Here is a 20,095-nt window from a genome sequence, read left to right on the forward strand (position 1 = left end):
GGTACCGCTGCAACGAGCACTCCGGTCGCCGACGACGAGGAATCCGATGTCACTTCGCACCCCGCAGACCAGTTCCGACGCAGCCTCCGAGCCGGGGCCCGCGATCGATCCGGAGTTCGACACGCTCGACGCGTGGTGGCGGGCCGCGAACTACCTGTCCGTCGGACAGATCTACCTCATGGACAACCCGCTGCTGCGCGAACCGTTGCGGCCCGAACACATCAAACCGCGCCTGCTCGGGCACTGGGGCACCACACCGGGCCTGAACTTCGTGTACGCGCACCTCAACCGCGCGATCACCGCCCGCGATCTGGACATGATGTACGTCATGGGTCCCGGCCACGGCGGACCCGGACCGGTGGCCGCGGCGTGGCTCGAAGGCACCTACAGCGAGGTCTACCCGGACGTCTCCCGCGACGAGGACGGCATGCGGCGCCTGTTCCGCCAGTTCTCGTTCCCCGGCGGCATCCCCAGCCACGTCGCCCCCGAGACACCCGGGTCGATCCACGAGGGCGGCGAACTCGGTTATTCCCTCTCGCACGCCTACGGCGCGGCCTTCGACAATCCCGATCTGATCGTCGCCGCGGTCGTCGGCGACGGTGAAGCAGAGACCGGGCCGCTCGCCGCGAGCTGGCATTCGACGAAATTCGTCGACCCGCGACGCGACGGCGCCGTGCTGCCGATCCTGCACCTCAACGGTTTCAAGATCGCCAACCCGACGGTGCTCGCCCGCATCGGAGAGGACGAACTGATCTCGCTGCTGCGCGGCTACGGGCACGAACCGATCGTCGTCGCCGGCGACGATCCCGCCGACATGCACCGGCGGTTCGCCGCAGCCCTCGATCGGGCGCTCGACCGGATCTCCGAGATCCGGCAGACCGCCCGCAGCACGGGCGACGCGACCCGCCCGGCCTGGCCGATGATCGTGCTGCGCTCCCCGAAGGGCTGGACCGGCCCGGTGGAGGTCGACGGCGCACCGGTCGAGGGCACGTGGCGCGCCCACCAGGTGCCCATCGGCGATCCCCGTGGCGACGAGCATCACCGCCGTGATCTCGAAGCCTGGCTGCGCAGCTATCGGCCCCACGAGTTGTTCGACGACGACGGCGCTCCCGTCGCGGCCCTGCGCGATCTGGCACCGCGCGGCACACGGCGGATGAGCGCCAACCCACACACCAACGGGGGAGCGGTGCTGCGCGATCTGGTCCTTCCCGACTTCCGCGACTACGCCGTCGACGTCCCCGAACCGGCCACCGCCACCGCCGAAGCCACCCGAGTCCTCGGCACCTTCCTGCGCGACATCATGCGGCGCAACGACGAGAACTTCCGCGTGTTCGCCCCGGACGAGAACAACTCCAACCGCCTCGACGCCGTCCTCGACGCCACCGACCGCACCTGGAACGCACGCATCGACCCGGGCGACGACCGTCTCGCCCCCGACGGCCGGGTCATGGAGATCCTGTCCGAACACACCTGCCAAGGCTGGCTCGAGGGCTACCTGCTCACCGGACGGCACGGATTGTTCTCCAGCTACGAGGCTTTCGCGCATCTGGTCGACTCGATGGTCAACCAGCACGCGAAATGGCTGCTCACCACCAACCGCATCCGGTGGCGCCGGCCGATTCCGTCGCTGAACTACCTGCTCACCTCACACGTGTGGCGACAGGATCACAACGGCTTCTCGCACCAGGACCCCGGTTTCATCGACCACGTCGTCAACAAGAAACCCGAGGTGGTGCGCGTGTATCTGCCGCCGGACGCCAACACCCTGCTCTCGGTGGCCGACCACTGCCTGCGCACCCGCCAGTACATCAACGTGATCGTCGCGGGTAAGCAACCCGCCGTGCAGTTTCTCGACATCGACGACGCGATGACCCACTGCCGCAAGGGTATCGGAATCTGGCAGTGGGCCTCGACCGACCGGGACGCCGAGCCGGATGTGGTGCTCGCCTGTGCCGGGGACATCCCCACGACGGAAACCCTTGCGGCCGTCGACATCCTGCACCGCCGCTTTCCCGACCTGCGGATCCGGGTGGTCAACGTCGTCGACCTCATGCGCCTGCAGGACGATCGGGCGCATCCACACGGCCTGCCCGACGCGCACTTCGACGCGTTGTTCACCACCGACAGGCCGGTGGTCTTCGCCTACCACGGTTATCCGTGGCTGATCCACCGCCTCGTCTACCGGCGCACCAACCACGAGAACTTCCACGTCCACGGATACATCGAGGAGGGCACCACCACCACGCCGTTCGACATGTGCGTGCTCAACCGCATCGACCGCTACCACCTCGCCCTCGACGTCCTGGACCGCGTCGAGAGGATCCGGCCGATCGCCGGGCACGCCCGTGACGAACTCGAGAACATCCTCGCCGAACACACCCGCTACGTGCGCACCCACGGTGAGGACATGCCGGTGATCACCGACTGGCACTGGCAGGGGGTCGGAATCGACTGAACGTCACACCGCGCCGCGGCGGGTGAGCCGACCGGCCGTGAAGGCGGCGAGATCGACCTCGTCGAGGGAGGTCACCACCAGATCGGCGCCGGCGTCCTCGAGGTCGTCGGTGTCGCCGAAGCGCGCTACCCCGAGCGCCCACATACCGCCGGCCTTCGCCGCCTGCACCCCGCTGATCGCGTCCTCGACCACCACGCACTCGGCGGCGGGCACGTCGAGTGCGCTCGCGGCGGTGAGGAACAAGTCCGGGTCGGGTTTGCCGTGGGCGACCGGGCGTCCCGACAGATCCGCGTCGAACCGGTCGAGCAGCGTCTCGCCCGGCCGGTCGGGGGCGGGGATCGCCCGCAGAAACAGAGCGGCGTTCCTCGATGACGACGCGGCTGCCACCGCGATGCCCGCAGCCTGCACCGCGGCGACGAAGCGCACCCCGTCGTCGTAGGCGTGGAATCGCCGTTCGTCGATCAGCTGCAGCAACCGGGTCTGTTTGCGGTCGGCGTACTCGACGGCGCGACGGTCGGCGTCCGGTACCGCGAAGTGCTCGAGGGCGGCGCGGGCACCGTCCATCCGCGGCCGGCCCGACAGCACCTGCCGGTACACGGCGGCGGTGAATGCGTCCTCCTCCCAGGAGGTCTCGGGTCGCAGATCCTTCCAGTCACCGGTCATCAACTCGGCCAATGCTTCCCGCCAGGCCGTCTCGTGCGGTGAGTCGACGAGCACCCCGTCGACGTCGAAGATCACCGCGCGGAATCTCGAGCGTGTCTCGGCCACGATGTCCCCCTGTGGTCAGGCCGGGACGGCGGCGAGCCGGAACTCGTGCGAGTCGCCCGGGCCGAGCTCGACGAGTTCACCCTCGACCGCGATCCGCACCGGAACCCGGAAACCCTCCGTCTCGGCGCGCACCGACAATTTGTCGCCGTCGATCCGCACCCGCAGGGGAGTGCCGCGATACCGCATGGAGTAGGACACGCCGTCGAGGTGGGAGATCAGCTTGGGCCGGAAGACGAGTACGTCGCCGTAGGCGCGGGCACCGACGTAGTAGCGCTGCACCAGATCGAGGGTGCCGCCCATGACCCCCATGTGGATGCCCTCCTTGGTGGTGCCGCCCTGCAGGTCGCTCACGTCGCTCTCGAGCGCGAGCTTGAACCGCAGCCACGACGACTGTGGATCGAAGGTGGCGAGCACACCGGCGAACGTCACGTGACTGAGCGTCGAACCGTGCGAGGTGCGCCGGTCGTAGTAGTCGACGGTGCGGCGCACCAGATCGCGATCGTAGGGACAGCCGAGCTGCTCGAACACCTGCCGCAGTTCGGCGTCGTCGAACAGGAAGAACAACATCACCGTGTCGGCCTGTTTGGCGACCTTGTAGGCATCCGGGTCGCGTCCCTCGGCGCGCAGGATGCGGTCCATGCGCCCGATGTTGCCGTACTCGGTGCGGTAATGCTCCCAGTCGAGTTCCTCGAGTTCCTCGTAACCTTCGAACTGGCTGATCACCCCGTCGTGATAGGGCACGAACATCTTGCGACTCATCTCCGACCAGGTGCGCAGTTCCGCGTCGCTGACGCGCAGCCGGGCCCGCAGCGCGGTGCGCCGGCTCTTCGAGAGCACCTCGAAGACGTCGAGGGCCCGCGCCGCGATCCACGCGGCCATCACGTTCGTGTACGCGTTGTTGCGGAGGCCGGCCTCGCGGGCACCCGGATACCGTTCGTGGAATTCGTCCGGGCCCATCACCCCGTGGATCTCGTAGCGATCCCGGTCGGGGTTGTAGTGCGCGATCGACGCCCAGAAACGGGCGATCTCGAGCATCATCTCGGCGCCGTAGTCGGCGAGGAAGTCGACGTCGTCGGTGGCCCGGTAGTAGTGCCACACGTTGTAGAAGATCGCCGCACTGACGTGCCGCTGGTTGCGGCTCAGATCCGGATCCCACTGCCCCGACATCGGATTGAGATGCACCGTCTGCGTCTCCTCCGTGCCGTCGCTGCCGCTCTGCCAGGGGAACATCGCGCCCCGGTAACCGGCCTCGCTCGCCGCGGCCTGCGCCTCACCGAGCCGCCGGTAGCGGTAGAGGATCAGCCCTTTCGTGATCTCGGGGACCCGCATGTTCAGGAAGGGATAGACGAACATCTCGTCCCAGAACACGTGCCCGCGATAGGCCTCACCGTTGAGTCCGCGCGCCGGCACCCCGGCGTCGAGACGTGAGGTGTGGCGCGAACAGACCTGCAGCACATGCGAGACGTGCAGGCGGAGCAGCAACTGCGCCCGCGGCTCCCGCGGCAGCCGGATGTCGCAGATGTCCCACAACTCGTCCCAGGCCGCGACGTGCTCGTCGTACGCCTCGGCGAAATCCGGATAACGCAGCACGTGTCGGCCCGCCGAGGCGAGGGGCTCGGTGATCGCGTCGTCGCGGGAGGTGAACATCGCCACCATCTTCTCGATCCGCACCGTCGACCCCGCGGCGATGTCGAACGAGAGCACCTGCTGGATGTAGTCCTCCATCTGGTACAGATCCCGATCGACGAGCATCGCCCCTTCCGAACCCTCCCGGAACACCCGGGTCCGTGCGGCCTGGGCGATATAGGTGTCGGACTGGCGGATCTGCACTTTCAACGCGATCGTCTCGGGACCGTAGGTGCGCGGCGAGACCGGATCGAGGTGCCGGGCCTCGAGATCGCGGTAGCGGGCCACGGCGCGGTTGGAGACCCGCCCGTCGAGCGCGGTGACGATCTCGACCCGCCCCGACCAGTTCTCCGGGGTCAGCGACCATTCGAGCGCGCCCTGGTTCGGATGTTCCATGCTCACGAAACGTCTGCTGCGCAGCGAGGTCTCGCGGCCGTGCCGATCACGGAACCGGAGCTCGCGGGCGACGGTGGCCGTGCGGATGTCGTAGATGTGCCGGTACGCCAGGATCTCCACCTGCGCCAGGCGGATCGCCTCCCCACCGTCGATGCGCAGCTTCAGCACGAGCCAGTTCGGGAGATTGACCAGATCCTCGTTGAGGACCGGGCTCCCGCCCATGATGGTGGTCTCGCGGTTGTAGCAGCGGTGCGCGTACGTCCCCGGATAATGGGCCTCGCCCATGTCCTCCCACTCCGCGGTGCCCCGCGAACAGAAGTAGCCGTTTCCCGTCGACGTCAGGGCCTCGCGCAGGCGTTCGTCGTCGGGATCGAAACCGTCGTAGTCGAGCGTGAACTCCGGGTCGTACACGCGAACCTCCTGGCGGGTCGTAGTCGGCACGTACTGTCCGGCGGTGCTCTCACCCGGCGGCGCTTTCATCTACCCAGGGCCGACAGGAAGCGTTCGACGTCGTCGACGGAGGCCAGCACGAACTCGGCGTCGGTGCGGCGACCGGCCATCTCCGGGTCGTCGGGGCTGCCGACGAGGATCCCGATACCGCGGCCGCGCAGCGCCCGGAAGGCGTCCTCGTCGGTGATGTCGTCGCCGAGATAGAGCGGCACGACGTCGTCGGAGGCCAGACCGAGGACCTCGATCAGGTGCAGGACCGCCTTGCCCTTGTTCCAGTCCACCGCCGGTTTGAGTTCGTAGACCATCTTGCCCGGCACCACCGCGAGGCGATCGGGGTTCTCCCGCAGCAGCGCGTCGACGATCGCACCCACCCGGTCGTGCACCTCGGGGGCGGCCTGCCGGTAGTGCACGGCGACCGAGGCGCGTTTCGGTTCGATGCCGACACCGTCGAGACCGTCCAGGCGTGTGCGCAGGGTGTCGGTGGTCTCGACGATGAGGTCGGTGAAGTCGTCGAGGACGTCGTGGCCGATCTGCCCGTCGGTAGGGCTCCAGATGTCGAATCCGTGGCTGCCTGCTACGACGAGATCGTCGACGCCCATGAGCTGCTGGACGACGTCGCGGTCGCGGCCGGTGACGATGCACACCGACACGCGGTCGGCGAGTTCACGGACGGTGCGGCGCATCGAATCCGACCACACCGCGTCCTCCGGACGGGCGACGATCGGGGTGAGCACACCGTCGTAATCGAGGAAGACCGCGGGACGGCGACCGGCGAGACGGTCGGCCAGGGCCGCATCGTCGAGTGCGGACGGTAGATCCTCCACGGTGCGCGGCGCGGTCATCTGCTGGGTACTCCTGTCGTCGCGGCGACCCGTCATGGTTCGCACCGTACACAAAGATCGGAAAGCTCGGCCGGGATCCGGGGAGGGGAGCGGCCGGAAGGGACGGTCAGCGGATCGGGCGCCGCCAGTGCTCGTCCGCGGTGAGCCGGGAGCGGACGTGCTCGGCGGCATCGTCGTTGCGGAAGGGACCTGCGAGCAGGTCGGCGTAGACGTGCGAAATTGCCGCGTGACGCAGTCCGCCGCGGCGGTCCATCCGTTCGAAAACCACCGGCGACCAGGGGATCGCCACCACCACATCACCGCCGTGCTCGACCGGGCGCAGACCGAGACCGTCCGCGAAGTCGTCGGGATCGTCGGCGTAGAGCTCGAGCAGCGCCGGTGCGGAGTAGTCGGTGGCGCCGACCCCGGTCAGGGCGTAGGGGATGTCGATGCGTTCGGCGAGTCGCGCGCGGGTCGCGGTGACGCCGTCGGGGGCGGTGAACCGCCGGACCGGGCACACCTTCCGTTCGGCCGCCCAGGCGCGGAGCATCGGTTCCCACCGCACCTCCACGATCGGACCGCGGGGCACCCGGCGTACGAGTTCGCGTTCGACGAGCACCTCGACGACGCGGTAGGTCGCGCCGGTCGATGCGCCGGACAGCTTGATCAGCTCCGGGACGGAGATCTCCCCGACGTGGTCGGCGAGCGCCCGCACCACCCGGTCGGACGGCTCGCCGGTGAGCACCCCGGACGGGCGACCCGGGCCGCGCCACGGATCGGCGTCGGCACCGCGATCGCGGACCCACACCGCCGGCCGGTTCGCGACGAGGCAGAGGTTGCCGGTCGCGTCGGCGTAGGAGATGCCGTGCCGGTCGAGCTGGCGTCGCACCGGATCGGACAGATAGTGGGCGCACACGAAGCCGCGGTCGGCGTCCGACAGGTCGGCGGCGATGCGGGCGACGTCACCGGAGAGCACACCGCGGGACGTGACGACCGAGAAGGACACGGTGTCGCCGTCGGGGGCGGTGACGAGCATCCGGGTGGGTGCGCCGGGGGAGCGGGGGCGGTCGTTGGACAGCGACCAGCCGAGCGGCAGGCATGCCTCGAGGCGGGCGGTGGCGCGGCGGTAGATGTCGATGTACCGCTCGGGGCGGGGACCGATCGGGTTCTCGGGGGCGGAAGCCGGCTGTGTCACATCCACCACGTTAGTCACTCTGTGCATGACGGAAAAGAAAAATAAACGAAATCTCAGAGGACGGAACACCGCCCCTCCCGCACCGCGAACCGTGACGGGGCATGCGCTAGTTTCGTGACCATGACCGAAATCACCGGGCGCATCGCGTTCGTTCAGGCGACCTGGCACCGCAACATCGTCGATCAGGCCCGCACGGGATTCACCGACGAGATCACCCGTCTCGGGGTCTCGCAGGACGCGCTGGACTTCTTCGAGGTCCCCGGCGCATTCGAGATTCCGTTGCATGCGAAGCGGTTGGCGAAGACCGGGCAGTACGACGCGATCGTCGCTGCCGGGCTGGTCGTCGACGGCGGCATCTACCGGCACGATTTCGTCGCCACCGCGGTGATCGACGGGCTGATGCGGGTCCAGCTCGACACCGATGTCCCGGTCTTCTCCGTCGTACTCACCCCGCACAACTTCCATGAGCACGACGAGCACGTCGAGTACTTCACGCGGCACTTCGTCAAGAAGGGCGCCGAAGCGGCCCGTGCCGTCGACGCCACTGTGCGCTCGCTGCGCGCGCTGCCGACCGGAGACTGAGGCGGTCCGGCAGCGCGCGCCGGATCAACGTGTGCTGCCGGATGAGTTCTCCGCCGCCGGGGTCTGCCCTGTCGCCGGCAGGGTGGGCGTCTCGGTGCGCCGGCGGCAGGCCGCCGCTCGCGCGGTCTCGTCGGTGTTCAGCGCTTCATGCCCGCCCGGGCGCGTGAAGTGTTGTTGCGCCGCCCGGCCGAGGATCTCACCCGGCATCAGGTGGCCGCGGAGCCGGGTTCGAGGGTGCGCACCCTCCGGTGACGACGGGGGGAGGAGGAGACTTCGTAGCGGGCGATCGTGGCCGAGACCTTCGGCCCGATAGCGGGGGAGCTGCTGAAGCCGGACCGGGGGAAAGGGAGGCGCACCGTCTCGGCTACACCGACGAGTCGGGCACACGGGTGGCCCGACGAGGCAAGGCGATGGGTGCGAGAAACCCATAAAAATATTCTGAACAATACGGAAGTCATAGAAAAACAGAATATCTCTCCCTGTCGCAACAATCGCCACCATCACGAACTCACCTCCGAACAAATCACCCGCACCGAAGCGGGCAGGGGTCAACGGCCCGGTGCGTCCGGTCGCCGCGTCATGAGGAGGGGTACGAGCCCGCCGAGCAGTGCGGCGGGCAGCAGGAAGGCGAGCACCGGGTCGGCGCCGTACACCGGGGTCAACAGAAGAGGGGAGAAGGCCGCCCCGCCGAAACGGAAGGCCTGTACTACCGACACCGCACCACCACGATTGCCACCGGGCCCGCCGAGCACCGCGGCATTGACCCCCACGAGGATGAACTGCGAGGCGATGCCCGCCAGGAACCACGCGACACCGAGCACGACGAGCCACGGGACGGTACCGACGACAGCGACCAGTGCGGCGCCGCTCACCGCACCGACGAGCACGATCGCGCGGGCCCCGACACGGTCGATGAGCATCCCGACCGGCCGGGAGCTGATGATTCCGGCGAGACCGAACACGGTGAGTACCACGCCGCGTCCGGACGGGGACAACCCGAACTCGTCCTCGACGCGGAAGGCGAGGAGGAACCCGAGCCCACCGAGAGCGCCCCAGCCGAGGAGTGCGACGAGGCCGATGCGCAGGACGCGCGGAGTCACGGCGTCGCGTAGGCGGACCCGGTCGGGACCGGAGGGGTCGTCGCGCACCGAAGCGGGCAGCCCGGCGAGCGCCAGGAGCAGCGCGGCACCGGCGAGCACGACGAACGCCCACCGCCAGCTCACCTCGGCGGCGAGCCCACCGATCAGGGGAGCGACGGTCTGGCCGGCGGCCTGCATGGCCCCGAACAACCCGAGTGCGCGCCCGAGCCTGTCCTTGGGGGTGATGACGGCCAGTGCCGCGAGCAACAGCGGCGTCGTGAACGCGTTGGCAGCGCCCTGCAGCATGCGGGTGCCGATCAGTAGCGAGAAGGTCGGTGCCAGAGCTGCGGCGATCGAGACCACGGCGTACACGAGGTAGGCGGTGCGGACGGTGCGGACCCGACCCCAGCGTGCGCCGAGGGTGCCGGAGAACAGCATCGCGGCGGCGAACACGCCGAGATAGGCGGTGACCGTCGTCGCGGCGGTACCGGTGGACACGCCCGTGTCGGCGCCGATCTCGGGGAGCATCGACACGACGACGCTGCCGCCGAACGGACCGAGGAATCCACCCGCGTACAGCGCCGTGCGCTGCAGCGGTTCGCGCGGACCGCTCACCTGTTGAAGCCGCCGGGACCCCGTCGCCGCAGATAGCGTTCGAACTCGGCGGCGAGGGCGTCGCCGTCGATCTTGGCGATGACCTCGGAGATGTCCTCCTCTGCCTCGGCGTCGCCGCGCTCCTCGAGGGTGCGCACGTATTCGGCGATCTCCTCGTCGTCGTCGATCATGTCGGTGACGGTCTGTTCCCATTCCTCGGCGAGGAGCGGGAGTTCGCCGAGGGGCACCTCGAGGTCGAGGACGTCCTCGACCCGGCGTAGCAGCGCGACGGCGGCCTTGGGGTTGGGCGGGTTGGACACGTAGTGGGGGACCGCCGCCCAGAACGACACTGCGGGGATGCCCGCGCGCACGAAGGCGTCCTGCAGTACCCCGGTGATGCCGGTGGGCCCTTCGTAGCGGGAGGTCTGCAGCTTGAAGCGTTCGGCGGCCTCGGAGCTGTAGGCGGTGCCGGTGACCGGGACCGGGCGGGTGTGCGGGGTGTCGGCGAGCAGCGCGCCGAGCAACACGACCGTGTGGACCTCGAATTCGTCGACGAGTTCGATGATGGCGTCGCAGAAGCTGCGCCAGCGCATGCTCGGTTCGATGCCGTGCAGGAGAACGACGTCGCGGTCGCTGCCGGGTGGGGAACACAGCGACAGTCGGGTGGTCGGCCAGTCGATCTCGCGGGTGACGCCGTCGACGAGGCGTACCTGTGGCCGGTTGACCTGGTAGTCGTAGTACTCCTCGGAGTCCAGCTCGGCGAAGGGCTCGGCGTCCCAGATCAGCTCGAGGTGCTCGACGGCGCCGCTGGCCGCGTCGCCGGCGTCGTTCCACCCCTCGAAGGCGGCGACGAGCACCGGATCGCGCAGGACGGGGACGTCCTGGTCCGGGGTCTCGGGATACTCGGGTGCACTCACTCGTCCAGCCTACGACCCGGCCCGTTCCGGGCGCCCACTAGTCTGTGGGGCATGTCCACCCCACTTCATTCTGTCCTGCTCGATGCGCTGAGCCAGCGCGTTGTCATCGGAGACGGGGCGATGGGCACCATGTTGCAGGCCGCGGATCTGTCGCTCGACGACTTCCGCGGTTTGGAGGGGTGCAACGAGATCCTCAACGAATCTCGTCCCGATGTGATCCGTGGGATCCACCGGGCGTACTTCGAGGCCGGCGCCGACGTCGTCTCGACGAACACCTTCGGCTGCAACCTGCCCAATCTCGCCGACTACGACATCGCCGACCGGATCCGTGACCTGTCCGAACGTGGTACGCGCCTCGCGCGTGAGGTCGCCGACGAGATGGGTCCCGGCGCCGACGGCATGGCCCGCATGGTGATCGGGTCGATGGGCCCGGGTACGAAGCTGCCCACCCTCGGTCATGCGCCGTTCGCGGCGCTGCGCGACGCCTACGGTGAGGCGGCGCTGGGCATGCTCGACGGCGGTGCCGATGCGATCCTGGTGGAGACCTGCCAGGACCTGCTGCAGGCGAAGGCCGCGATCATCGGCAGCAAGCGCGCGATGGAGCGGGCGGGCCGGCGGATCCCGATCGTCGTGCACGTGACGGTGGAGACGACCGGCACGATGTTGCTCGGCTCCGAGATCGGCGCCGCGCTGACCGCTCTCGAACCCCTCGGTATCGACCTGATCGGCTTGAACTGCGCGACCGGTCCGGCGGAGATGACCGAGCACCTGCGGTACCTCTCGCAGCACGCGACGATCCCGGTGTCGGTGATGCCGAATGCCGGTCTGCCGGTGCTGGGTGCGAACGGCGCCGAGTACCCGCTGCAGCCGGGGGAGCTCGCCGAGGCCTTGGCCGGGTTCGTCCGCGAGTACGGTCTGACCTTCGTCGGCGGTTGCTGCGGCACCACTCCCGAGCACATCCGGCAGGTCGCCGAGGCGGTGCGCGGGGTGCAGCCGGCGCCGCGCGCCCCGCAGCCGGAGCCGGGTGTGGCGTCGCTGTACACCTCGGTGCCGTTCGAGCAGGATGCGTCGATCCTGATGATCGGTGAGCGCACCAACACGAACGGGTCGAAGGCGTTCCGTGAGGCGATGCTTGCCGCGGATTGGCAGAAGTGCCTGGATATCGCGAAGGATCAGATCCGCGACGGTGCGCACATGCTGGATCTGAACGTCGACTACGTCGGGCGCGACGGGGCTGCGGACATGGCGGAGCTGGCGTCGCGGTTCGCGACGTCGTCGACGCTGCCGATCATGATCGACTCGACGGAGCCGGAGGTGATCCGGGCCGGTCTCGAGCATCTCGGTGGTCGCTGCGCGGTGAACTCGGTGAACTACGAGGACGGTGACGGTCCGGGTTCGCGGTTCCAGCGGATCATGGAGCACGTCGTCGAGCACGGCGCGGCGGTGGTCGCGTTGACGATCGACGAGGAAGGCCAGGCCCGGACCGCCGAGCACAAGGTGCGCATCGCCGAGCGGTTGATCGCGGACCTGACCGGCACGTGGGGTCTGTCGCCGCAGGACATCATCGTCGACGCGTTGACCTTCCCGATCTCGACGGGTCAGGAGGAGGTGCGGCGCGACGCGATCGAGACGATCGAGGCGATCCGCCGCCTCCACGAGGCGCATCCGGAGGTGCACTTCACTCTGGGCATCTCGAATGTGTCGTTCGGTCTGAATCCGGCGGCGCGGCAGGTGCTGAATTCGGTGTTTCTGCACGAGTGCACCGAGGCCGGGCTGGACACGGCGATCGTGCACGCGTCGAAGATCCTGCCGATGGCGCGGATCCCGGAGGAGCAGCGGCAGGTTGCGCTGGATCTGGTGTACGACCGGCGCCGTGAGGGTTACGACCCGCTGCAGAAGCTGATGGAGCTGTTCGAGGGGGTGTCGGCGGCGTCGGCACGCGAGTCGCGGGCGCAGGAGCTGGCGGCGCTGCCGCTGTTCGAGCGGCTGGAGCGGCGCATCGTCGACGGTGAGCGCAACGGTCTCGAGGACGATCTGGCGGAGGCGATGAAGACCACCCCGCCGTTGGCGATCATCAACGACACGTTGTTGTCGGGCATGAAGACGGTCGGTGATCTGTTCGGGTCCGGGCAGATGCAGTTGCCGTTCGTGTTGCAGTCCGCCGAGGTGATGAAGACTGCGGTGGCGTTCCTGGAGCCGCACATGGAGTCGACGGGCGACGAGGGCAAGGGCCGGATCGTGCTGGCGACCGTGAAGGGCGATGTGCACGACATCGGCAAGAATCTCGTCGACATCATCCTGTCGAACAACGGCTACGAGGTGGTCAACCTCGGCATCAAGCAGCCGATCGCGACGATCCTGGATGCGGCGGTCGACAAGCGTGCCGATGTGATCGGCATGTCGGGGCTGCTGGTGAAGTCCACGGTGGTGATGAAGGAGAACCTCGAGGAGCTCAACTCTCGTGGGGTCGCGGAGCAGTTCCCGGTGTTGCTCGGTGGTGCGGCGCTGACCCGCAGTTATGTCGAGAATGATCTGGCGGAGGTCTACGAGGGCAAGGTGTCGTACGCACGCGACGCGTTCGAGGGTCTGTCGCTGATGGATCGGGTGATGGCGGAGAAGCGCGGTGAGGCGCCGGCGCCGGACAGTCCGGAGGCGATCGAGGCGGCCCGCAAGGCCGCCGAGCGCAAGGAACGGCACGAGCGCAGCAAGCGGATCGCGGAGAAGCGCAAGGCCGCCGAGACGCCGGCGGAGATCCCCGAGCGCAGCGATGTCGCGAAGGATCTGCCGGTGCCCACGCCGCCGTTCTGGGGTACCCGGGTGATCAAGGGCATTCCGCTGGCCGACTATGCGGCGCTGGTCGACGAGCGGGCGTTGTTCCTCGGGCAGTGGGGGCTGCGTGGTCAGCGGGGCGGCGAGGGCCCGAGCTACGAAGAGCTGGTGGAGACCGAGGGCCGGCCGCGGTTGCGGTACTGGTTGGATCGGTTGGCGACCGAGGGCATCCTGCAGCACGCCGCGGTGGTCTACGGCTACTTCCCGGCGGTGTCGGAGGGTGACGACGTGGTGGTGCTGACCGAGGCGCGCCCGGATGCGCCCGAGCGCTACCGGTTCACCTTCCCGCGGCAGCAGCGTTCGCGGTTCCTGTGCATCGCCGACTTCGTGCGGTCGCGGGAGGATGCGGTCGCGTCGGGTCAGGTGGATGTGTGGCCGTTCCAGCTGGTGACGATGGGGCAGCCGATTGCGGATTTCGCGAACGAGTTGTTCGCGTCGAATTCGTACCGGGATTATCTCGAGGTGCACGGCATCGGTGTGCAGTTGACCGAGGCGTTGGCCGAGTACTGGCATCGGCGGGTGCGGCAGGAGTTGGCGTTCGCCGGGGGTGGCACGGCTGCGGACGAGGATCCGGAGGAGGTCGCGGAGTATTTCAAGCTTGCCTACCGCGGCGCCCGGTTCGCGTTCGGGTACGGGGCGTGCCCGAATCTCGAGGATCGGATCAAGCTGGTCGAGTTGCTCGAACCCGAGCGGATCGGGGTGGAGTTGTCGGAGGAGCTGCAGTTGCATCCCGAGCAGTCGACGGATGCGTTCGTGCTGCACCACCCGGAGGCGAAGTACTTCAATGTCTGATCGGGTGGAGGCGCCGCTCGCGGTGCGGGCCGGTGTGCTGCGGGCGGTGCTGTGGGATATGGACGGCACCCTGCTCGAATCGGAACGCTTGTGGGACATCGGGATGCGCGAGTTGTCGTTGTATCTCGGTGGGCCGATGAGTGAGGAGACCCGCATCTCCACGATCGGTGGGCCGATGGATCTGGCGGTGCTGCGCACTTTCACCGGTCTGGGTCTCGAGCCGACTCCGGACGAGGCGGCCGCCGCCGCGGTGTGGCTGACCGACTATATGGGCCGGTTGTTCGCCGACGGGTTGCCGTGGCGGCCCGGGGCGCAGGCAGCGTTGCGTACGGTGCGCGAGGCGGGCCTGCGGTCGGTGCTGGTGACCAACACCGAGCGGGCGTTGTGCGAGGTGGCGCTGGACACCCTGGGCCGTGAGCATTTCGACCATTCGGTGTGCGGCGACGAGGTGCCGGCCGGCAAGCCCGATCCGGCGCCCTACCGGCGGGCGGCGGAGCTGCTCGGTCTGGATCCGGCGCAGTGCCTGGCGGTGGAGGATTCCCCGACCGGGGCGGCCGCGGCGGATGCGGCCGGGTGCACGGTGCTGGTGGTGCCGTCGCTGGTGGATGTGCCCGGCTCGGGGCGGCGGGTATTCCGATCGACGCTGGAGGGGTTGAGCGCCGAGGATCTGCACGAGCTGCACGGTGCGGGGGTGCCCTGAGGTGGCGGTCCCGAAGATCGTGCTGTTCTACAAGTTCACCCCGCTGCCCGATCCGGAGGCGATCCGGTTGTGGCAGCACACCTTGGCGTCGTCGCTGGGGTTGACCGGGCGGATCCTGATCTCCGAGCACGGCATCAACGGCACCGTCGGCGGCGACATCGCCGACGTGAAGAAGTACGTGCGTGGGTTGCGCGGCTACGCGGCGTTCGAGGACACCGACGTCAAGTGGTCCGACGGCACCGGCGACGATTTTCCGCGGCTGTCGGTGAAGGTACGTCCGGAGATCGTCACTTTCGGGGTGCCCGACGAGGTGAAGGTCGACGAGCACGGCATCGTCGACGGCGGCACCCATCTGTCGCCGCACGGTGTGCACGAGCTGGTCGCCGAGCGCGGCGACGAGGTGGTGTTCTTCGACGGCCGTAATCGGTTCGAGGCGCAGATCGGCCGGTTCCGGGATGCGATCGTGCCGGAGGTGGCCACGACCCGCGATTTCGTCGCCGAGCTCGACAGCGGCCGCTACGACCATCTCAAGGGCCGCCCGGTGGTGACCTACTGCACCGGTGGGGTGCGCTGTGAGGTGCTGTCGGCGTTGATGCGCAACCGTGGTTTCGAGGAGGTCTACCAGCTCGACGGTGGCATCGTGCGGTACGGCGAGACCTTCGGCGACGAGGGCCTGTGGGAGGGTTCGCTGTACGTCTTCGACGGGCGGATGAACGTCGAGTTCAGCGACGAGACGACGGTGATCGGGCGCTGCGCGCTGTGCGGCACGCCCACCTCGCGGTATCGCAACCATCCGGATGTTCGCGGCCGGGAGTTGACTCTGGTGTGCGAGGGCTGTGTGCCGGACCCGGTGGAGGTGTAACCGGATGCGCGCCGCGCCGTTGCCGGTACGCGACGGGCTCGGCCCGGACCGTATCCGGATGCCCGCCGATCACGGCGCCGACACGGTCGTGGAGTTCCTCGAGGCCGACCATCCCGACGAGGACTGGGCGGCGCGCATGGCGGCGGGGGAGTTGGTCGACGAGCACGGGCGCCGCGTCGAGCCGCACACCCCCTATCGGCCGACGCGGTTCGTGTACTTCTATCGCGATCCGGCGCCGGAGGTACCGGTGCCGTTCCCGGTGCATGTGCTGCACCGCGAGGACGGGCTGGTCGTGGTCGACAAGCCGCATTTTCTGGCGACGATTCCGCGTGGGGCGCACATCCGTGAATCGGTGGTGGTGCGGTTGCGGCGCGAGCTGGAGTTGCCGCATCTGGTGCCGGTGCACCGGCTCGACCGGATGACCGCGGGTGTGCTGTTGTGCACCACGGATCCGGGGTGGCGGCGGCCCTATCAGGAGCTGTTCGAGCGGCAGCGGGTGCGCAAGGTGTACGAGGCGGTCGCCGGATACCGGCCCGACCTGTCGTTCCCGCGGGTGGTGCGCACCCGGATCGTCAAGCGGCACGGGGAGTTGACGGCCGAGCAGTTCGCCGACGAGCCGAATTCGGAGACCCGCATCGAGGTGGTCGAGCGGCGCGGGGAGCTGGCCCGCTATCGGTTGTGTCCGCGCACCGGCCGCACCCATCAGTTGCGGCTGCATCTGATGTCCCTGGGGGTGCCGATCGTCGGGGACAACTTCTATCCGCGGTTCCGGCCGCGTGGGGCGGACGATTTCACCGATCCTCTGCGGTTGCTGGCGCGGTCGCTCGAGTTCACCGATCCGGTCAGCGGGGTGGCGCGGCGGTTCGTCAGCGGGCGGGAGCTCGAGTTCTGAGGGGTGTCGGTGTCCTGGCTGCGGGGCCGGCGGCGGGGCATGAAACAATCGACCCCTGTGAAGACCTTCGATTCCCTGTTCGCCGAGCTGTCCGAACGCGCCGCGACCCGCCCCGAGGGCTCCGGCACCGTCGCCGCCCTGGACGCCGGCGTGCATTTCCAGGGCAAGAAGGTACTCGAAGAGGCCGGTGAGGTGTGGATCGCCGCCGAGTACCAGTCCGACGAGGAACTGTCCGAGGAAATTTCGCAGCTGTTGTATTGGGTGCAGGTGCTGATGGTGGGGCGGGGTCTGAAGCCCGAGGACGTCTACAAGCATCTGTGACGGCCGCCGGCCCGCTGTGCGGTGCCGCCGTCCGTGCCCTGTAGATCCCTTCCTCGCTTCTGCTCGTCGTTCGAAAGGACCCCATCCGTCATGCTGCGCGTCGCAGTCCCCAACAAAGGTTCGCTGTCCGAGTCCGCCGCCGAGATCCTGCAGGAGGCCGGCTACCGTCGCCGCACCGACTCGCGTGATCTGACGGTCATCGACCCGGTCAACGACGTCGAATTCTTCTTCCTGCGCCCGAAGGACATCGCGATCTACGTCGGTTCCGGCGAGCTGGATCTGGGGATCACCGGCCGTGATCTGGCGATGGATTCGGGGGCGCCGGTCGCCGAACGCCTGTCGCTGGGTTTCGGGTCGTCGCGTTTCCGGTATGCCGCGCCGAAGGGCCGGGACTGGACGGTCGAGGATCTGCGGGGGCTGCGCATCGCCACCTCGTACGCGAATCTGGTGCGTCGTGATCTCGCCGCCCGCGGTATCGAGGCCGAGGTGATCCGGCTCGACGGGGCGGTGGAGATCTCCATCCAGCTCGGCGTCGCCGACGCGATCGCCGATGTGGTGGGCTCGGGCCGGACGTTGCGGCAGCACGATCTGGTCGCCTTCGGGGAGTCGCTGTGCGATTCGGAGGGTGTGCTGATCGAGCGGGAGGGGTCGGATCGTTCGGATCGGGCCCGCAACCAGCTGATCGCCCGGCTCGAGGGTGTGGTCTTCGCGCAGCAGTACGTGATGATCGATTACGACTGCCCCAAGCACCTGCTCGAGCAGGCGGTGCAGGTGACCCCGGGACTCGAGTCGCCGACGATCTCGCCGTTGGCGAACGACAATTCGGTGGCGGTGCGGGCGATGGTGCCGCGCAAGGGCCACAACGCGGTGATGGATCGGCTCGCCGAGATCGGTGCCCGCGCGATCCTCGCGTCGAACATCCGCTCGTGCCGGGCGATGCGCGCCCCCGAGTAGACGCGCACCTTCCCGTCGTCTCGGTGCGGCTCCGCGATCAGCGGGGCCGCACCTGCACGTTCTGGGTGATGCGGCCGAGCGCGCCGGTCTGGTCGTAGAGCAGCCCGGCGGTCATGCCGACCCCGTCGGGTCCGACGGACGTCTCCGCGGCGATCCCCACCCAGTCCTGTTCGCGGAACTCGGGGGCGCGGAACAGGTGCACGGTCAGGTCGGTGTTGAGGAAGGTGAACTCGCGGGGGTCGAGTTTGGAGCCGACGCCGTTGGCGACATCGGCGACGCTCATCAGTCGGTCGAGGCCGCTGGGGGTTTCGCCTTCGACGAGGGCGATCTCGCCGCGCACCCACGCCGACGACAGGCCCGGTGTGCCGAAGGGGACGATGATGCGCCAGTCGACGGTGTCGATGTAGCCGCCCTGCCACGACGCGTGCGGGGCGTGGGGTTCGAAGCTGCCCAGGGCCGGGAGCGGGGTCTCGGAGGTGCGGGCCACGGCCGGCAGGTCGACGGTTTCGAGGCGCCAGCCGGTGCCGCGCGCCACCGGGCGGTGGGTGCCGTCGGGGGCGGTGGCCCACAATTCGGCGACGACGAGTTCGATGCGGCGGCCGGGCCGTTCGATGCGGGTGCGGACCTCGAGGTCGGTGAGCGGGACGGGGCCGAGCAGGTCGACGGTCAGGCGGGTCAGGCGGGTGTCGGGGCGGGGCCGGTGCCGTTCGATGGCGCGGGCGAGCAGCGCCGAGGGCGGGGCGCCGTGCTGCAGGTGCGGGCCCCAGGTGCTGACGGTGCGGTCGGTGGGGCGGAACACCGCGATCTCGATGTCGTCGGCCGGGCCGGTGGGGCCGGCCGGCCGGGGGACCGGCACGTAGTAGGCGGCGTCGCTCATTCGGGATTCTCCTGCTGCTCGATGCGGTGGGGCGCACCCGACGTCGACTGCGCCGCAAGGCTGTCGAGGGGATACGGCGGTGGGGGACCGCCGAATGCCGGACACAATGCCCGATGATCGCACCACCGGCAGCCGGGGCCGGGATTGGGGCGGAAGTCGCCGCTGCCGCGCAACTGACGGATCGTCGTCCACATCGCCCGCACGATCCGTTCGAAGCGGCGCAGTTCGTCGGGGTCGGGCCGGTAGTGCAGCACCTGACCGTCGCCGAGATACAGCAGCCGCAGCGAGGCCGGGACGATGCCGCGTTGCCGCCACACGATCAGCGCGTAGAACTTCAGCTGGAACAGCGCCGCCCGCTCGCCGCGCGGGGACGGGGCACGGCCGGTCTTGTAGTCGACGACATGCACCGCGCCGGTGGCATCGACATCGAGGCGGTCGATGATGCCGCGCAGCGGGACGTCGCCGTCGAGGGTGGTCTCCACCCGCAGTTCGCAGCCGTCGGCGACGACGGCGGTGGGGTCTTCGACGGTGAAGTAGGTGCTCAGCAGCGCGGCGGCCTCGGCGAGGAACCCCGTGTCGTCGGTGTCCACGCCCAGATCGGGGGTGGCGGCGAGGATCCGGGCCAGGGCGTCGGGCAGCAGGGTCTGCGCGGCGGTGGCGGTGCGGGCCGGTCCGTCGAGCGCGAACAGTGCTTCGAGAGCGGCGTGCACGACGGTGCCGCGCGCCTGGGCGCGGGTCGGGGGTGCGGTGAGCCGGTCGCCCTGTCCCCCTCCCGCGCCGCCGACTTCACCCGCTGCCCGCTGCTCTACCGCTTCAAGGCCGTCGACCGGCTCACCGCACCCCCGACCCGCGCCCAGGCGCGCGGCACCGTCGTGCACGCCGCTCTCGAAGCACTGTTCGCGCTCGACGGACCGGCCCGCACCGCCACCGCCCCCCAGACCCGGCCGCCCGACGCCCCGCCCCGGATCCCCGCGCGCCACCCCCA

General features: G+C 69.1%; 17 protein-coding genes. 9 read left to right on the top strand and 8 right to left on the bottom strand.

Annotated elements, in window-relative coordinates; genetic code table 11:
* The first annotated feature begins 46 nt into the window (after nucleotides 1–46).
* A complete protein-coding gene (locus tag A8G18_RS12200) occupies nucleotides 47–2,455 on the top strand; it encodes a phosphoketolase family protein (protein WP_064064092.1) in 2,409 nt (802 codons plus the stop codon).
* Nucleotides 2,456–2,458: 3 nt separating this feature from the next.
* Here the strand turns inward: A8G18_RS12200 and A8G18_RS12205 are convergent, their stop codons facing one another.
* From A8G18_RS12205 to A8G18_RS12220, 4 genes are all read right to left on the bottom strand, one after another.
* On the bottom strand, nucleotides 2,459–3,223 hold the full coding sequence (locus A8G18_RS12205; RefSeq protein ID WP_064064093.1) for an HAD family hydrolase: 765 nt from the start codon (nucleotides 3,221–3,223) through the stop codon (nucleotides 2,459–2,461).
* A gap of 15 nt (nucleotides 3,224–3,238) precedes the next feature.
* Nucleotides 3,239–5,656: a glycoside hydrolase family 65 protein gene (locus A8G18_RS12210; RefSeq protein WP_172506044.1), complete on the bottom strand. Its 2,418-nt coding sequence runs from the start codon at nucleotides 5,654–5,656 to the stop codon at nucleotides 3,239–3,241.
* Nucleotides 5,657–5,721: 65 nt separating this feature from the next.
* Complete coding sequence (gene otsB / locus A8G18_RS12215; protein WP_242496730.1) at nucleotides 5,722–6,573, bottom strand: trehalose-phosphatase; 852 nt, start codon at nucleotides 6,571–6,573, stop codon at nucleotides 5,722–5,724.
* Between the two features lie 70 nt (nucleotides 6,574–6,643).
* Entirely contained in the window at nucleotides 6,644–7,738 is a 1,095-nt protein-coding gene (locus A8G18_RS12220; RefSeq protein ID WP_064064095.1) for a helix-turn-helix domain-containing protein, read from the bottom strand.
* A 93-nt stretch (nucleotides 7,739–7,831) separates the two neighbouring features.
* Between A8G18_RS12220 and A8G18_RS12225 the strand changes: the two genes are divergently transcribed.
* A complete protein-coding gene (locus A8G18_RS12225; RefSeq protein ID WP_064064096.1) occupies nucleotides 7,832–8,293 on the top strand; it encodes a 6,7-dimethyl-8-ribityllumazine synthase in 462 nt (153 codons plus the stop codon).
* 548 nt (nucleotides 8,294–8,841) lie between these two features.
* On the opposite strand, the gene A8G18_RS12235 is transcribed toward A8G18_RS12225, so the two are convergent.
* Complete coding sequence (locus tag A8G18_RS12235; RefSeq protein WP_064064098.1) at nucleotides 8,842–9,987, bottom strand: MFS transporter; 1,146 nt, start codon at nucleotides 9,985–9,987, stop codon at nucleotides 8,842–8,844.
* Nucleotides 9,984–10,883 carry a PAC2 family protein gene (locus A8G18_RS12240; protein WP_064064099.1) on the bottom strand — a complete coding sequence of 300 codons (900 nt, stop codon included), beginning with the start codon at nucleotides 10,881–10,883 and terminating at the stop codon, nucleotides 9,984–9,986. The genes A8G18_RS12235 and A8G18_RS12240 overlap by 4 nt, the downstream gene beginning before the upstream one ends.
* A 51-nt stretch (nucleotides 10,884–10,934) precedes the next feature.
* Here A8G18_RS12240 and metH point away from each other — a divergent pair, with 51 nt between their 5' ends.
* The 6 genes from metH to hisG all read left to right on the top strand — a co-directional run bounded on the left by metH (nucleotide 10,935) and on the right by hisG (nucleotide 18,233).
* Entirely contained in the window at nucleotides 10,935–14,504 is a 3,570-nt protein-coding gene (gene metH / locus A8G18_RS12245) for a methionine synthase (RefSeq protein WP_064064100.1), read from the top strand.
* A complete protein-coding gene (locus A8G18_RS12250) occupies nucleotides 14,497–15,204 on the top strand; it encodes an HAD family hydrolase (RefSeq protein WP_064064101.1) in 708 nt (235 codons plus the stop codon). Before metH ends, A8G18_RS12250 begins: the two co-directional genes overlap by 8 nt.
* A 1-nt stretch (nucleotide 15,205) precedes the next feature.
* Complete coding sequence (gene trhO / locus A8G18_RS12255) at nucleotides 15,206–16,066, top strand: oxygen-dependent tRNA uridine(34) hydroxylase TrhO (RefSeq protein ID WP_064064102.1); 861 nt, start codon at nucleotides 15,206–15,208, stop codon at nucleotides 16,064–16,066.
* A 4-nt stretch (nucleotides 16,067–16,070) separates the two neighbouring features.
* A complete protein-coding gene (locus A8G18_RS12260) occupies nucleotides 16,071–16,958 on the top strand; it encodes a pseudouridine synthase (RefSeq protein WP_064064103.1) in 888 nt (295 codons plus the stop codon).
* 39 nt (nucleotides 16,959–16,997) lie between these two features.
* Nucleotides 16,998–17,279 carry a phosphoribosyl-ATP diphosphatase gene (locus tag A8G18_RS12265; protein WP_172506045.1) on the top strand — a complete coding sequence of 94 codons (282 nt, stop codon included), beginning with the start codon at nucleotides 16,998–17,000 and terminating at the stop codon, nucleotides 17,277–17,279.
* Nucleotides 17,280–17,369: 90 nt separating this feature from the next.
* Nucleotides 17,370–18,233, top strand: a complete 864-nt coding sequence (hisG, locus tag A8G18_RS12270; RefSeq protein ID WP_016934618.1) for an ATP phosphoribosyltransferase — start codon at nucleotides 17,370–17,372, stop codon at nucleotides 18,231–18,233.
* A gap of 37 nt (nucleotides 18,234–18,270) precedes the next feature.
* Here hisG and A8G18_RS12275 read toward each other — a convergent pair whose 3' ends face one another.
* Nucleotides 18,271–19,110, bottom strand: coding sequence for a thioesterase family protein (locus A8G18_RS12275; RefSeq protein WP_064064104.1), 840 nt, complete (start codon nucleotides 19,108–19,110; stop codon nucleotides 18,271–18,273).
* A complete protein-coding gene (locus tag A8G18_RS12280; protein WP_064064105.1) occupies nucleotides 19,107–19,820 on the bottom strand; it encodes a RecB family exonuclease in 714 nt (237 codons plus the stop codon). Before A8G18_RS12280 ends, A8G18_RS12275 begins: the two co-directional genes overlap by 4 nt.
* On the opposite strand from A8G18_RS12280, the gene A8G18_RS12285 reads away from it, so the two are divergent.
* A partial coding sequence (locus A8G18_RS12285) for a PD-(D/E)XK nuclease family protein (protein WP_245207869.1) occupies nucleotides 19,815–20,095 on the top strand: 281 nt, incomplete at its 3' end. The genes A8G18_RS12280 and A8G18_RS12285 overlap by 6 nt on opposite strands.

The sequence above is a fragment of the Rhodococcus gordoniae genome, assembly GCF_001646655.1.
GTDB classification, from domain to species: Bacteria; Actinomycetota; Actinomycetes; order Mycobacteriales; family Mycobacteriaceae; genus Rhodococcus; species Rhodococcus gordoniae.

What these genes read in the sequence shown, in the direction of transcription:
- otsB (WP_242496730.1), bottom strand. Translation starts at nt 6,573, where the DNA reads ATGACGGGTCGCCGCGACGACAGGAGTACCCAGCAGATGACCGCGCCG.
- A8G18_RS12200 (WP_064064092.1), top strand. Translation starts at nt 47, where the DNA reads ATGTCACTTCGCACCCCGCAGACCAGTTCCGACGCAGCCTCCGAGCCG.
- A8G18_RS12225 (WP_064064096.1), top strand. Translation starts at nt 7,832, where the DNA reads ATGACCGAAATCACCGGGCGCATCGCGTTCGTTCAGGCGACCTGGCAC.
- A8G18_RS12250 (WP_064064101.1), top strand. Translation starts at nt 14,497, where the DNA reads ATGTCTGATCGGGTGGAGGCGCCGCTCGCGGTGCGGGCCGGTGTGCTG.
- A8G18_RS12220 (WP_064064095.1), bottom strand. Translation starts at nt 7,738, where the DNA reads ATGCACAGAGTGACTAACGTGGTGGATGTGACACAGCCGGCTTCCGCC.
- metH (WP_064064100.1), top strand. Translation starts at nt 10,935, where the DNA reads ATGTCCACCCCACTTCATTCTGTCCTGCTCGATGCGCTGAGCCAGCGC.
- hisG (WP_016934618.1), top strand. Translation starts at nt 17,370, where the DNA reads ATGCTGCGCGTCGCAGTCCCCAACAAAGGTTCGCTGTCCGAGTCCGCC.
- A8G18_RS12275 (WP_064064104.1), bottom strand. Translation starts at nt 19,110, where the DNA reads ATGAGCGACGCCGCCTACTACGTGCCGGTCCCCCGGCCGGCCGGCCCC.
- A8G18_RS12260 (WP_064064103.1), top strand. Translation starts at nt 16,071, where the DNA reads ATGCGCGCCGCGCCGTTGCCGGTACGCGACGGGCTCGGCCCGGACCGT.
- A8G18_RS12265 (WP_172506045.1), top strand. Translation starts at nt 16,998, where the DNA reads ATGAAACAATCGACCCCTGTGAAGACCTTCGATTCCCTGTTCGCCGAG.